The organism is Viridibacillus sp. KH_047 (genome assembly GCF_057838945.1).
On record NZ_CM174479.1, the window covers coordinates 3,149,273 to 3,164,006 of the forward strand.

A 14,734-nucleotide genomic window follows, 5' to 3' on the forward strand; every position below is an offset into this window, starting at 1 on the left:
AAGCAAAAGAGGTCGCCGTTTTGCTGGAAACGGACGACCTCAATAATTTTAACATTTATGATGTTTAGACACTTAAGTTGTGAGCGAAAAGTATTGAATTGGAATTCCCTATTTCGGACGTCCTCAGATTACTTTTGCTCTGCGCGTTCTTTTTCTTCTTTCAATACTACTTTACGAGAAAGGTTCACGCGACCTTGGTTATCGATTTCGATGACTTTAACAAGTAGTTCATCTTCTAATTTAAGAACATCTTCTACCGCTTTAGTACGCTCTTCTTGAATTTCAGAAATGTGTAGTAAACCGTCTTTACCTGGGAAGATTTGAACAAATGCACCGAATTTTTCGATACGTTTTACTTTACCCATGTAATACTCGCCTACAACTGCTTCACGTACGATATTTTCAATGATTTCTTTTGCACGTGCGTTCATTGCTTCATCAACTGAAGAGATGTAAATTGTACCGTCTTGTTCGGTATCAATTTTCACGCCAGTTTCTTCGATAATTTTATTGATTTGTTTACCACCAGGTCCGATAACGTCGCGAATTTTATCTGGGTTAATTTTAACCATGATAATTTTCGGAGCATATTTTGAAAGGTGGTCACGTCTTTCTGGCATAGTTGCAAGCATAGACTCAAGTATATGCATACGACCAATTTTCGCTTGTGTTAACGCTTCTTCTAAAATCTGGTTAGATAGACCATCAATTTTAATATCCATTTGAAGTGCAGTAACACCTTTTGCAGTACCTGCTACTTTGAAGTCCATATCGCCAAGGTGATCTTCCATTCCTTGAATATCAGTTAAAATTGAATAATGTTCATCTTTTTTAATAAGACCCATCGCAATACCTGCAACCGGTGCTTTAAGAGGAACACCTGCATCCATCATTGCTAGAGTTGAAGCGCAAATACTTGCTTGTGAAGTAGAACCATTAGATTCTAAAACTTCTGATACGCAACGGATTGTGTATGGGAAGTCTTTTTCATTTGGAATTACTGCTTCTAAAGCACGTTCTCCTAATGCACCATGTCCGATTTCACGACGGCCTGGTCCACGAATCGGTCCAGTTTCCCCTACTGAGAATTGAGGGAAATTATAATGATGCATGAAGCGTTTAGACTCTTCAACACCTAAGCCATCAATAATTTGAACATCGCCTAGTGCGCCTAAAGTACAAACTGAAAGTGCTTGAGTTTGTCCACGTGTGAACAAACCAGAGCCATGTGCTCTTGGAAGTAAACTTACTTCTGAAGATAAAGGACGAATTTCATCTAATTTACGACCATCTGGACGAATTTTATCTTCTGTGATTAAACGGCGTACTTCTTCTTTCACCATTTTATCTAGAATTTCGCCAACTTGTTTTAAAGTTGCTTCATCGGCTTCAGCTTCTTCGTATTTAGCAACAACATCAGCTTTTACAGCATTAATTGCTTCTTCACGAGCATGCTTTTCATAAGTTTGGATAGCAGCAACCATCTTAGTTCCGAATTCTGCATTAATTTCAGCGTATAATTCTTCATTAATGCCATGTAATATAACTTCCATTTTTTCCTTGCCAACTTCAGCAGCAATTGTTTCTTGGAAAGCAATAATTTTTTTAATTTCTTCGTGACCGAACATAATAGCTTCTAACATTTTTTCTTCAGGAACTTCCAAAGCGCCTGCTTCAACCATGTTAATCGCATCTTTTGTACCAGCAACTATTAAATTAATTGTTGATTTTTCCCATTGTGCAACTGTTGGGTTTACGATAAATTCATCATCAACAAGCCCAACTTGGACACCAGCGATTGGTCCGTCAAATGGAATATCAGAAACCATTAGTGCAAGTGATGATCCGAGCATAGCTGCCATTTCTGAAGGGCAATCTTGATCTGCAGACATAACCATAGAGATTACTTGTACTTCATTACGGAAGCCATCTGGGAATAATGGACGGATTGGACGGTCGATTAAACGAGATGTTAATACCGCTTTTTCAGAAGGACGTCCTTCACGTTTGATAAACCCTCCAGGGATCTTACCAACTGCATATAATTTTTCTTCATAGTTAACTGTTAATGGGAAGAAGTCTAATGGTTTTGGGTGTTTTGAAGCTGTTGCATTTGATAGTACAACCGTTTCTCCATAACGTACTAATACCGATCCATTAGCTTGCTTTGCGAGCTGACCTACTTCGATTTGTAAAGGTCGTCCGGCCCATTCATAGGTATAAACCTTTTTTTCGTTCATTTATTTGAACTCCTCTCTCAAAGAAAACATCTATTCATGTATTTATGTAGTACTATTAGTTTATCAAAAAAGGGAGGCTTATGCGAAACATTTCAATTCTTTATATTCAAATTGTTGTAGGAGGTTAGTTTATTGAAGCATAAAGAAAAAGCGGGACAAGCCCGCTTTCACAAAATTGCATGTTATCGACGTAAGCCGAGTTTAGTAATGATTTCACGGTAGCGTGGTACGTCATTTTCACGTAAATATTTTAATAAGTTACGACGACGTCCAACCATTTTGAATAAACCGCGACGAGAATGGTGGTCTTTTTTATGAGTACGTAAGTGCTCATTTAAGCTGTTAATCTCTTCCGTAAGGATAGCGATTTGAACTTCTGGTGAACCAGTATCACTTTCGTGTATACGGTATTCAGCAATGATTTCGTTTTTGCGTTCTTGTGTTAGTGCCATCCTATTCACCTCCTAAATTGAAATATCCCCAAATGCTGAGCAAACGTTGGTGATTCGCAAGCCAAGCAATGGTTCAGTGGTTGCAAATGAAATACTTCATTTAGAGCAACTCACTTATGAAATAGTAACATAAGCGCCTAATAGAATCAACTATTATCTAACGTTCACGTAAATATTTCATTGCAGTTGCCTTATCTATTTCGATTTGCCTTTTTAGCGCATCGATCCCATCAAACTTTTGTTCTGATCTTAAATACTTATACCAATCTATTTGTACTTCCTCAGCATAAATATTTTTGTCGAAGTCCATAATATGTACTTCTATTGATAAGTTTTTTTCATCCGGGTTTTTGAATGTTGGTTTATATCCCACGTTACAAACACCATCAAACCATTCATTTTGAACTTGCATTCTTACAGCATAAACACCATTCGCAGGTATGAACGTTCCTTCATGCGCTTGAATATTTGCTGTTGGAAAACCAATCTGACGTCCGCGTTTATCACCATGTACGACAATACCTGGAATTTGGAATGGTCTTCCTAGTAGACTATGAACAACTTCCATTTCACCCATTTGTAACAACTTGCGAATTCTAGTAGAGCTAATTTTCTCCTCTTCTTGAACTTGCTTTTCAATTACAGTAACTCCAAAGTCTTCATTGCTGAGTGACTCCATATCTTCCATCGTTCCTTTACCAAATGCACCAAATGTAAAGTCGAAGCCTGCTGTCACATGTTTTACATTTAAATTACGAATAAATATATCTACAAATTTACTAGGGCTAAGCTTAGCAAAATCCGAAGTGAAGCGTACGACGAATACCGTATCAACTCCCATACTTTCAAGGATATCTAGCTTTTGCTTTATTGGTGTAATATAAAATACTTGTTCTTTACTTTGGCCTAATACAATCGAAGGGTGAGGATCAAACGTCATAACAGCTGTTTTCAAGTTTTTATCGTGTGCTTGCTTTTTCGCATGCCCAATCACCGCTTGATGACCTCGATGCACTCCATCAAAAAAGCCGATTGCAAGCGAATATGGTCCTTCAATATTTGGATGACTAATTTGGTGAGGGTACATTAATTGAATTACTTTCATCATAAAGACTGCCTCCTAATCAACTGCTGGGAACATTTTTTCTGGCTTCATAAGCCCATCTTTTGTTGGATGCTTAATATAAATAGCAACCGCTCTCCCATTTTCTACAAATACTATTTTATCATGTTCTTCTAGTGATGGGTGCATAGGAAGTACTTGTCCATTTGTAATTTGCTTATGATTCTCTTCAGTAATTTGGAAAGTTGGATAATTAGTTAATGCTTGCTCAATTGGCATTATTACTTTTTCCAATTCCCCCGCCTCAGCGATTTCACGTAATTCAGAAATTGTGACACAATCTTCTTTCTTGAAATTCCCAGAAGCTGTACGAACTAGTGAGGCCATATGCGCAGGATACCCTAACTCTTCACCTATTTGTACTGCTAAAGTGCGAATATACGTCCCTTTACTACATGCAATGCGAACTGGGAAAGTGATTGTAGCTCCTTCATAAACCAATTCATCATCTAATAGTTCCAAGCTATAGATCATAACATTACGAGATGGACGTTCTATGATCTGACCTTGTCTAGCATATTCATATAATTTCCTGCCGTTTACTTTTACTGCAGAATACATCGGAGGTGTTTGTGAGATTTCTCCAGTAAGGTTAGCAAGTACCTGTAATAATTGTTCACGGGAGATGGTTTTAACACTACTATCTTCCGCAACTATCTCCCCTTCAGCATCTTCAGTTGTTGTAGAAGTACCAATTGAAATAACGGCCTCATACGTTTTACCTGCGTCTGTCAAATATTCCGCTAGACGTGTTGCATTGCCAATACAAATCGGCAAAACACCTTCTACACCCGGGTCTAGTGTACCTGTATGCCCTACTTTTTTCGTTTGCAATATTTTGCGTAATTTAAATACGCAATCGTGAGAAGTCATTCCCGGTTCTTTCCATAGAGGAAGAATGCCATGTTGCATTCGTGTCAACTCCTTTTTAGTATAAAAAATTTTATTTTAAAGACAGAAAAAGCCTGCAAATAATAAGGTTTGCAGGCTTGTTTCAATTATTGATCTTTTGATTCATGTAGTTGACGTAAAAGCGTGTCAATTTTATTACCATATTCTGCTGATGAGTCGAACTCAAAGAATAATTCTGGTGTAATTCTTAAACGAATACGTTGACCAATTTCAGAACGAATAAAGCCTTTTGCTTTTTCAAGTCCTTTTAATGTGTCCTGACGCTCTCTCTCAGTACCTAAGCAAGTAATATAAATTGTCGCTTGTTGTAGGTCACCTGTTACTTCAACATCTGTTACAGTAACAAATCCGACACGAGGGTCTTTTAGTTTACGAACGATAATATCGCCGAGTTCCTTTTTCATTTGTTCTGCAACACGGTTCGCGCGCATACTCATAATCGTTTCACCTCAATTTTTATAAGTACTCTCTTTGTATGTTTAGTCGTTCCCATTCGGGATTTGACTCTAGAAGTTGAAGAGCACGGGTGAGCTCACGATCTGCTGCATCCTTAGAAGAAGCTACAGTAACAATCGCGAGCAATGCTCTTTGCCAAACATCTTGATGGTCAATTTCTGCAATGGAAACATTGTACCGCTGTTTTGTGCGGGTAATCATACGTTGCAAGACAGCACGTTTTTCTTTTAATGAATGGGCCGCAGGGATGAAGAATTCACACTCTGCGTAGACAATCATTTGCGTACAATTTCTTCCATGATGAATGCTTCAATTACATCTTCTGTTTTAATGTCATTGAAGTTTTTCACTGTAAATCCACATTCATAACCTTTAGCTACTTCTTTAGCATCGTCTTTGAAACGTTTTAAAGAGTCTAATTCGCCTTCGAAAATAACGATACCCTCACGGATAACACGAACGCCACTATCGCGCGTAATCTTACCTTCAAGTACGTATCCACCAGCAATTGTGCCGACTTTAGATACTTTGAATGTTTCACGAACTTCTGCTGAACCGATTATTTTTTCTTGGAATTCAGGATCTAATAATCCTTTCATTGCAGCTTCGATTTCTTCAATTACTTTATAAATAACACGGTGTAGACGGATATCTACGCCTTCAGCTTCAGCTGCGCGTTTTGCATTAGTATCTGGACGTACATTGAAACCAATGACAATCGCATTTGATGCAGCTGCTAATGAAATATCAGATTCCGTAATTGCACCAGCACCTGTGTGGATGATACGTACATTTACACCTTCTACATCGATCTTCATTAGTGAAGCTGCCATTGCTTCTACTGTACCTTGAACGTCAGCTTTAACGATTAAGTTTAATTCTTTCATTTCGCCTTGGCTCATTTGTTCAAATAAATTATCAAGAGTTACTCGTTGTTTTTCAGAGCGTTGTGCTTGAATAGCAGTCGTTGCACGTGCTTCCCCTACTTGACGAGCCGTTTTTTCATCTTCGAATACTACAAAACGATCGCCAGCTTGAGGAACTTCACTTAATCCAGTAATTTCAACTGGTGTAGAAGGACCTGCAGTTTTCACACGACGTCCAATATCATTTACCATTGCACGAACACGACCATAAGCGTGGCCAACTACAATTGGATCACCGATATTAAGAGTACCATTTTGTACTAATAAAGTAGCAACAGAACCGCGACCTTTATCAAGTTGCGCTTCGATTACAGTACCAATAGCTTTACGTTTTGGATCAGCTGTTAATTCGCCTACTTCTGATACTAACAATACCATTTCAAGTAATGAATCAATGCCATCTCCTTTTAATGCTGAGATTGGAACAAAGATTGTTTCGCCGCCCCAAGCTTCTGGTACTAGACCATGCTCAGTTAGCTCTTGCATTACACGATCAGGGTTTGCTGTTGGTTTATCCATTTTGTTTACAGCAACAATAATTGGAACTTCCGCAGCTTTTGCATGGTTGATTGCTTCAACTGTTTGAGGCATTACACCATCATCAGCAGCAACTACTAAAATTGTTAAGTCAGTAATTCTAGCACCACGCGCACGCATTGTTGTGAAGGCTGCGTGTCCAGGTGTATCTAGGAATGTAATTTTCTTGTCGTTTACGACTACTTGGTAAGCACCAATATGTTGAGTAATACCGCCAGCTTCTCCAGCTGTTACTTTTGTATTACGAATTGAATCTAGTAATGTTGTTTTACCATGGTCAACGTGACCCATAATTGTTACAACTGGTGGACGTTCTGTTATGTCATTTGTATTTACTTCTTCCTGGTCACCCTCGAAGTAAGTTTCTAGGTCTGTTACGTCGATACGAATTTCTTCTTCAACTTCCACACCATAATCAGCACAGATTAGTTCGATAGCATCTTGTTCAAGCTCTTGGTTAATTGTCGCCATAACGCCAAGCATGAATAATTTTTTGATGATTTCAGATGGTTCACGGCCTAATTTTTTCGCTAATTCGCCTACAGATAATGATTCGAAGAAAGTGATTTTTTCTGGTAATTCTTTTTTCACTGCAGGTACAACTGGTTGTGGTCTGTGTTTACGACGTTGCCCACCATTAATACCTGGTTTTTTTCTTTGGTTAAAGTTACGGTTTCCACCTTGTTGGTTGGATTGACCACCTGGGCCGCGATTTGTATTACGATTTTGGCTTGAGTTTGTATTCGAGCCAGTTCTTGTGTTCGAATTCGTATTTGGTTTATTGTTTGAAGCTGTATTTGGTCTTGAGTTTGTGTTTGTATTTGAATTCGAATTTGGTCTTGAACTTGTGTTTGAGTTCGGTCTTGAATTAGTATTTGGTCTTGCATTTGAGTTAGAACGATTGTTTGAATTTGAGTTTGAGTTGTTTTTTGAAGTGGAATTGTTATTCATAGTACTTCCTTGATTAGTATTTTGTTTTGGTTGAGCAGCGCTAGTTTGTGGTGCTTTTTCTTCTTTTCTAGCGTTCGGACGATTCCCTTGTTGTCCTCTGTTTTGGTGCTCAGTTTTTTTTGGTCCTTGAGATGATTGTGCGTTAATTTTCATTTTAAATACACCATCTAGTTTGCTAACTGCATCTTTTTCTAACGTAGACATATGGTTTGTGACGTTTATTTGTAGCTTTGAAAGCTGATCAATAACTTCTTTACTTGACTTATTTACTTGTTTCGCATATTCATGGACGCGTAATTTTGTCATGTATTCACCCCCGGTTAGATTTCGTTGAGAAGCTCGGACAGTTTTTTTGCAAAACCGTGATCCACGATGGCTAATGAGACCCGTGCGTCTTTCCCCGTGGCATGTCCGAGATCATATCTAGTCCCGAACTCCTGCAACTCAACGTTGAAAGAATGACATTTATCTTGCATTTTTTTGCGCGTATTGGCCGATGCATCCGTTGCTAAAATAACAAGCTTCGCACCATTATTGCGCACTTCTTTAATAACTTGTTCTTCGCCTGAAACGATTTTACGAGCCCTGGCAGCCAATCCAAGTAAATTTAAAATAGATTGCTGTGGCGTCATGTTAACGTCTCCTTGCGAATGACTTTTAAAAGGTCTTCATATACTTGTTCAGGAATTTCCACTTCTAACTGATGTTTCAGGACATTTTTCTTTTTCGCTTCTGCAACAGCTGTTTCGGATTTTGAAACATATGCGCCGCGACCTGATTTCTTGCCTGTAACATCCACGGAAACTTCGCCTTCTTTAGAACGAACAACACGGATCATCTCTTTTTTAGGGAACATTTCACCAGTTGCTACACATTTTCTTAAAGGAATTTTTCTGTTTATCGACATAAGAACACACCTTCCTTTTAGCGTAAGAACTTTTGGCCATATTGGTTCTATTAGAAGACTTTTCATATGACCAAATGCTTTACTTATTCTTCGTCGTCTTTATATAAATCAACCTCAACGTCATAATCTACATCTTCTTCGTCTTGAGCTTCCTCATAAACAACAGTTGAAGATTGACTTGGGTAGATTCCTAATTCTCTTGCATCTGTTTCACTCTTAATATCAATCTTCCAGCCTGTCAATTTCGCAGCAAGGCGAGCATTTTGACCACGTTTACCAATAGCTAAAGATAATTGATAATCAGGAACTACTACTGTAGTTGATTTTTCTTCTTCGTCAACTTGCACATCAAGAACTTTTGAAGGACTTAGTGCGTTTGCCACAAATACGACAGGATCTTCTGACCATTCAACGATATCGATTTTCTCACCGTTTAGTTCGTTAACAATTGTTTGTACACGGGCACCTTTTGTACCTACGCATGAACCAACTGGATCCACTTCTTCATTATGTGCAAAGACAGAAATTTTAGAGCGATCGCCAGCTTCGCGAGCGATTGATTTAATTTCTACTGTACCTTGGAAGATTTCAGGAACTTCTAATTCAAATAAACGACGAAGTAAACCTGGGTGAGTACGTGATACGTATACTTGTGGTCCACGCGAAGTACGTTCTACTTTCGTGATATACACTTTGATACGATCGTGAGGTGCATAAGACTCGCCTTGAATTTGTTCATTTTGTGGTAATACCGCTTCGACTTTACCTAAACCAACATAAATATTACGTGGGTCTAAACGCTCTACAACACCATTTACGATATCATCTTCGCGATCCACATATTCTTCATAGACAATGCCACGTTCTGCTTCACGGAATCGTTGAGTAACGATTTGTTTCGCTGTAGTTGCAGCGATACGTCCGAAATTACGTGGTGTTTCTTCCTGTTCCACGATATCACCGATCTCATAGGCAGGGTTGATAACTTGCGCATCTTCTACAGAGATTTGTAAGCGATCGTCTTCTACTACCTCTACTACATCTTTTCTTGAATACAAGTGCATTGTACCGCGGTCAAGGTTTAAATCAACACGTACGTTTTGCGCTTGGTTGTAATTCTTTTTATATGCATTAATAAGTGCCGCCTCGATTGCTTCAATAATGATATCACGAGAGATACCTTTTGCTTCAAGTGCATTTAACGCACCAACCAATTCTTTACTCATTGTCTATTTCACTCCTACTATTAACTTTCTGCAGAAAAATCGATTGCTAAACGAGCTAATGCTATTTTATCTTTATCGATAACGACCTTAATTTTTCTTGTTTTAATCTTAACGTCAAGTTCTACACCTGCGTCTGTATAAGATCTTAAGTAACCTTCAAATACTTTCATACCGTTAATGGCTTCATATGATTTAATATGCACGAATTGACCGATAGCTTTTTCAAAATCAGCTTCTTTTTTTAATGGTCGTTCTGCTCCTGGAGATGACACTTCAAGGAAATAATTTTGTTCAATTGGATCAGATTCATCCAATTTTAAACTTAATAATTCACTTACTTGAGCACATTGTTCAATGTCAATGCTTCCTTCAGGAGTATCAATGTAAACGCGCAAAAACCAATCGCGACCCTCTTTAACGAATTCAACTTCGACTAATTCAAGGTTTAACCCTTCTACTATAGGCGTTGCAAGTTGTTCCACTGCTGAGATAACTTTGCTCATACAATCCTCCTGACTCACTTCATGTTGTCATAACAACAGAAAAGAGCGGGAAATCCCACTCTTTTGCTGGCGTTCTATCAACAAATTAATTAAACAAATGATAGCACAGTATAGCCCGAAATGCAAATAAACCCTAGAACAGAGAGAGTTGGTTAGCATCTGGCATACCTTCTAAACAACCGAGTTTATCCATATATTCGATCAATGTTTTTGAAACACGTCCACGTTGTTGTAAATCTTCTTTTGATAAAAATTCGCCATCTTCTCGTGCTTTAACAATGGCAAACGCAACGTTGTTACCAAGACCCGGAATTGCATTGAAAGGAGGGATTAAACTATCCCCATCAATCACAAATTCCGTTGCTTTAGAACGATACAAATCTACCTTTTGGAAATGATAACCACGTTCGCACATTTCCAAAGAAAGCTCAAGGACAGTTAGCAAGCTTTTTTCTTTCGTAGAAGCTTCTAAACCTTTTGCATCAATTTCATCAATTTTTGACTTAATCATCTGCGAACCATTCACCATCGCGATAAGATCGAAGTCTGAAGCACGCACACTAAAGTATGCACAATAATAAAGAATTGGTAAATGTACTTTAAAATATGCAATACGTACTGCCATTAATACATATGCAGCGGCATGGGCTTTTGGGAACATGTATTTAATTTTCTTACACGAATCAATGTACCACCCAGGCACTTTATTAGCTTTCATTTCTGCTTCAAATTCCTCTGATAATCCTTTACCTTTACGCACTGACTCCATAATTTTAAAGGCCAATGATGGCTCCAATCCTTGATAGATTAAATACACCATAATATCATCACGACAGCCTATAACTTCAGATAATACACATGTACCATTTTGGATCAATTCACTAGCATTCCCTAACCAAACATCGGTACCATGAGATAGTCCAGAAATTTGGACAAGCTCTGAAAAAGTCGATGGTTTCGTTTCTTCTAACATTTGACGAACAAATCGTGTACCAAACTCTGGGATACCCAAAGTACCTGTTTTGCAATTGATTTGCTCAGCTGTTACACCTAATGACTCTGGACCATTGAAAATTTGCATAACCTCTACGTCATCAGTAGGAATTGTTTTGGGATCGATTCCTGATAAGTCTTGTAGCATACGAATAACAGTCGGATCATCATGTCCAAGTATATCTAGTTTTAAAACGTTATCATGAATTGAGTGGAAGTCGAAATGGGTTGTTTTCCATTCAGAATCCTGTGCGTCTGCTGGAAATTGAATTGGAGAGAAATCGTAAATATCCATATAATCAGGTACTACGATAATACCGCCCGGATGTTGCCCTGTTGTTCGTTTAACACCGGTACAACCTTGTACAAGCCTGTCTACTTCTGCACCACGAAAATTCAAGTTATTGTCACTTGCATAACCTTTTACATAGCCATATGCAGTTTTCTCTGCGACCGTACCTATTGTTCCCGCTCGATACACATACTCTTCACCAAATAACACTTTCGTATAGTTGTGGGCTTGTGGTTGATATTCACCACTAAAGTTAAGGTCGATATCAGGAACTTTATCTCCTTTAAATCCAAGGAAAGTTTCGAATGGAATGTCGTGGCCGTCTTTTTGATAAGGCGTACCACATTCAGAACAATCCTTATTAGGAAGGTCAAAGCCTGACCCAACAGAACCGTCATCGAAAAATTCTGCATGCTGGCAATTGGGGCATACATAGTGTGGTGGTAGAGGGTTTACTTCGGTAATTTCCATCATTGTTGCAACAAGTGACGAACCTACCGACCCCCTCGAACCTACCAAGTAACCATCATTTAATGATTTCTTCACAAGTTTATGTGAAATTAAATAAATAACAGCGAATCCATGGCCAATTATCGATTTTAACTCTTTTTCAAGACGTGCTTCTACAACCTCAGGTAAGTTGGGGCCGTAAATAGAATGAGCCATATCATAACTCATATTACGTACTTCCTCATCTGCACCCTCAATTTTAGGTGTATATAGATCATCTTTTACCGGCTTCACATCACCAATCATATTAGCAATTTTCTGAGGGTTTGTAACAACAAGCTCTTTTGCAATGTCGTCACCTAAAAAAGCAAATGCATCTAGCATTTCGTTAGTCGTACGGAAATGTACTTTTGGTAATGCATGACGATTCAATGGGTTTGCCCCACCTTGTGAACGGATTAAAATTTGACGGAATATAGCATCATTTTCATTTAAATAATGCACATTCCCTGTCGCCACAACAGGCTTGTCTAATTTTTTTCCTAACTTGACAATTTTACGGATTATATCTTCTAAATTCCATTCATCACGTACAAGTTCACTATCAATCAAATGTGAATATACAGCTTTTGGATGCACTTCTAAATAATCATAGAATTTTGCAACTTGCTCTGCTTCTTCCATTGATTTTTGCATAACTGTTGTGAAAACTTCACCTTTATCACAAGCTGAACCGATAATTAATCCTTCTCGGTACTTCGTCAACATTGAGCGTGTAAGGCGAGGGACACGGTAAAAAGTTTGCGTATGTGAAAAGCTAATAAGTTTAAAGAGATTCTTCAGACCGACATTATCAGTTGCTAAAATTGTGCAGTGGGTAGGTCTAGCACGTTTGTATGAGTCTCCTCCACCGATATTTTTGTTGAAATCATCGTGATATTTAATGCCCTTTTCATCTGCTTCTTTTAAGAGATGTAAAAGTAGGAATCCCGTAGCTTCCGTATCATAAATGGCACGGTGATGTTGTGTTAATTCTATATTGAACTTTTTACATAAAGAATTTAATCTGTGATTCTTCATTTCTGGGTGTAAGAAACGTGCTAGCTCCAATGTATCTATAACTGGATGATTTTTTTCATCAATTCCTGCTTTTTTATAAGCTTCATATAAGAAACCTATATCAAATGAAGCATTGTGAGCGACAACAATTCCATCGCCAATAAATTCATGGAATTTTTTTATCATATCCACAACTTCTGGTGCATTTCTAACCATATCATCAGTAATACCTGTGAGTTCGATCGTTGTTGCAGAAAGAGGATGATGAGGATTTGCAAAACTCTCAAATTTATCGACAACTTCACCATTAACAATCCTAACGGCAGCGAGCTCGATAATAGTGTCGTATGCAGCTGATAATCCAGTTGTTTCTACGTCAAAGACAACAAATGTATCCGTTTCAAGTAGGCGATGCTGTTCATCATATGCGATCGGTACACCGTCATCTACTAGATTTGCTTCTAATCCGTATAAAATTTTTATTCCATGCTTCTTACCCGCATTATAGGCATCCGGAAATGATTGAGCAACAGCATGATCAGTAATTGCAATTGCTGGATGTCCCCATTTAGCTGCTTGAGCAACAAGGTCACCAACAGATGTAACAGCGTCCATTTGACTCATTGGAGTATGCAGATGTAGTTCGACACGCTTTTCCCCTTCTGGAGCGGTATCTTTACGTAAGACTGGTTTTATCTCCATAATATCTTGTGCCATAACAATTAGATCACGAACAAAAGTATCATTTTGAACCGAGCCACGCGCCTTCACCCACATACCCTTTTTAGCCTGCTGCATAAGTGCAGCGTCCTCTTTATCTCGTGAGAACATTTTCACTAATATGGAATCAGTATAGTCGGTAATTTTCAAAGTCAGAAGCGATCGACCACTACGTAACTCTTTTACTTCTGCAGCGAAGACAAATCCTTCAATCGTGATGCGGCGTTCTTCATCTTGAATTTGTTGAATCTCCATCATAGCTTCATCGGGTTTTATAGGGATCCCAAGTTGGAATGGACGGTCCGAGACGTCTACACCACTTGGATTATCGTTGCGTTCTTTTTCACGCTTTTGCATATCTTCGACGGCTTTTTTTGCAAAAGCTTCCTCTTCTAGACGGCGTTGTTCTAAAAAGGCAAGTTGTGCTTCTGCTAATGCTTCAGTTGATTCATTTAGTTGGAAATCAATTGGCATATGCGGGAATCCATAGGTTTTATAAGCGTCCGCTATAATCTCTGTATACTTTTTCTTAAGTGTCATCATCTCTAGCTCTTGTTGACAAGTGATCATCATTTTTTGACCATTCCACTCAGGCAGCTGTTTCACTAATACTTCTCGCAATGGTGGGGATAGTTCATCGATGTCTTCAATCACTTTTAGCCAATAATCTGTTACTAATTCCTTTAAAATTGTTTGTTGCGGAGCTTCAATATTCAATTCAATTTGTGCAATTTGCGAAAATGCCTTTGTTAAGCGTGTTTCAAATTCGCGATATACACCAAATGGTAAGATCGCAGGTAATTTGAGAGAAAATCGCCAAACGCGTTCTTTTTTGTGTACGGTCATTCTAGCTAATTCTGCAGCATTGAAATAAGGCATATAAACGTCTTCTGTTAAATCAATTTGTTGGAGCAGTAGTTGAAATTTCAACTTTGCGTCTTGCTCGTTTGTCATTATCCCACCTACCTTCTGTAAAAAAAGAAAAGA

The 14,734-nt window shown here is 38.4% G+C and carries 12 protein-coding genes; all 12 read right to left on the reverse strand.

Annotation, left to right across the window (positions count from 1 at the left end; genetic code table 11):
* Positions 1-128: 128 nt before the first annotated feature.
* Positions 129-2,240: a polyribonucleotide nucleotidyltransferase gene (gene pnp, locus AC3IS5_RS15540; RefSeq protein ID WP_489425221.1), complete on the reverse strand. Its 2,112-nt coding sequence runs from the start codon at positions 2,238-2,240 to the stop codon at positions 129-131.
* Between the two features lie 182 nt (positions 2,241-2,422).
* A complete protein-coding gene (gene rpsO / locus AC3IS5_RS15545; RefSeq protein ID WP_489425222.1) occupies positions 2,423-2,692 on the reverse strand; it encodes a 30S ribosomal protein S15 in 270 nt (89 codons plus the stop codon).
* Positions 2,693-2,849: 157 nt separating this feature from the next.
* Positions 2,850-3,797, reverse strand: a complete 948-nt coding sequence (gene ribF, locus AC3IS5_RS15550; protein ID WP_489427914.1) for a riboflavin biosynthesis protein RibF — start codon at positions 3,795-3,797, stop codon at positions 2,850-2,852.
* 15 nt (positions 3,798-3,812) lie between these two features.
* Positions 3,813-4,727 carry a tRNA pseudouridine(55) synthase TruB gene (truB, locus tag AC3IS5_RS15555; protein ID WP_489425223.1) on the reverse strand — a complete coding sequence of 305 codons (915 nt, stop codon included), beginning with the start codon at positions 4,725-4,727 and terminating at the stop codon, positions 3,813-3,815.
* An 86-nt stretch (positions 4,728-4,813) separates the two neighbouring features.
* The gene (rbfA, locus tag AC3IS5_RS15560; RefSeq protein WP_053417430.1) at positions 4,814-5,164 is read right to left on the reverse strand and encodes a 30S ribosome-binding factor RbfA; all 351 of its coding nucleotides are present in this window, start codon (positions 5,162-5,164) and stop codon (positions 4,814-4,816) included.
* Positions 5,165-5,183: 19 nt separating this feature from the next.
* A complete protein-coding gene (locus tag AC3IS5_RS15565) occupies positions 5,184-5,462 on the reverse strand; it encodes a DUF503 domain-containing protein (protein WP_193738743.1) in 279 nt (92 codons plus the stop codon).
* The gene (gene infB / locus AC3IS5_RS15570) at positions 5,459-7,903 is read right to left on the reverse strand and encodes a translation initiation factor IF-2 (RefSeq protein ID WP_489425224.1); all 2,445 of its coding nucleotides are present in this window, start codon (positions 7,901-7,903) and stop codon (positions 5,459-5,461) included. The genes AC3IS5_RS15565 and infB overlap by 4 nt, the downstream gene beginning before the upstream one ends.
* A gap of 14 nt (positions 7,904-7,917) precedes the next feature.
* Positions 7,918-8,229 (reverse strand): YlxQ family RNA-binding protein, encoded by a 312-nt coding sequence (locus AC3IS5_RS15575; RefSeq protein WP_489425225.1) that lies wholly within the window; start codon positions 8,227-8,229, stop codon positions 7,918-7,920.
* Positions 8,226-8,504 carry an RNase P modulator RnpM gene (gene rnpM / locus AC3IS5_RS15580; RefSeq protein ID WP_038184222.1) on the reverse strand — a complete coding sequence of 93 codons (279 nt, stop codon included), beginning with the start codon at positions 8,502-8,504 and terminating at the stop codon, positions 8,226-8,228. Before rnpM ends, AC3IS5_RS15575 begins: the two co-directional genes overlap by 4 nt.
* 83 nt (positions 8,505-8,587) lie before the next feature.
* Positions 8,588-9,730, reverse strand: coding sequence for a transcription termination factor NusA (nusA, locus tag AC3IS5_RS15585; RefSeq protein ID WP_489425226.1), 1,143 nt, complete (start codon positions 9,728-9,730; stop codon positions 8,588-8,590).
* Positions 9,731-9,750: 20 nt separating this feature from the next.
* Positions 9,751-10,233 carry a ribosome maturation factor RimP gene (gene rimP, locus AC3IS5_RS15590; RefSeq protein WP_053417436.1) on the reverse strand — a complete coding sequence of 161 codons (483 nt, stop codon included), beginning with the start codon at positions 10,231-10,233 and terminating at the stop codon, positions 9,751-9,753.
* A 133-nt stretch (positions 10,234-10,366) separates the two neighbouring features.
* Positions 10,367-14,701 (reverse strand): PolC-type DNA polymerase III, encoded by a 4,335-nt coding sequence (locus AC3IS5_RS15595; protein WP_489425227.1) that lies wholly within the window; start codon positions 14,699-14,701, stop codon positions 10,367-10,369.
* Positions 14,702-14,734: the final 33 nt, after the last annotated feature.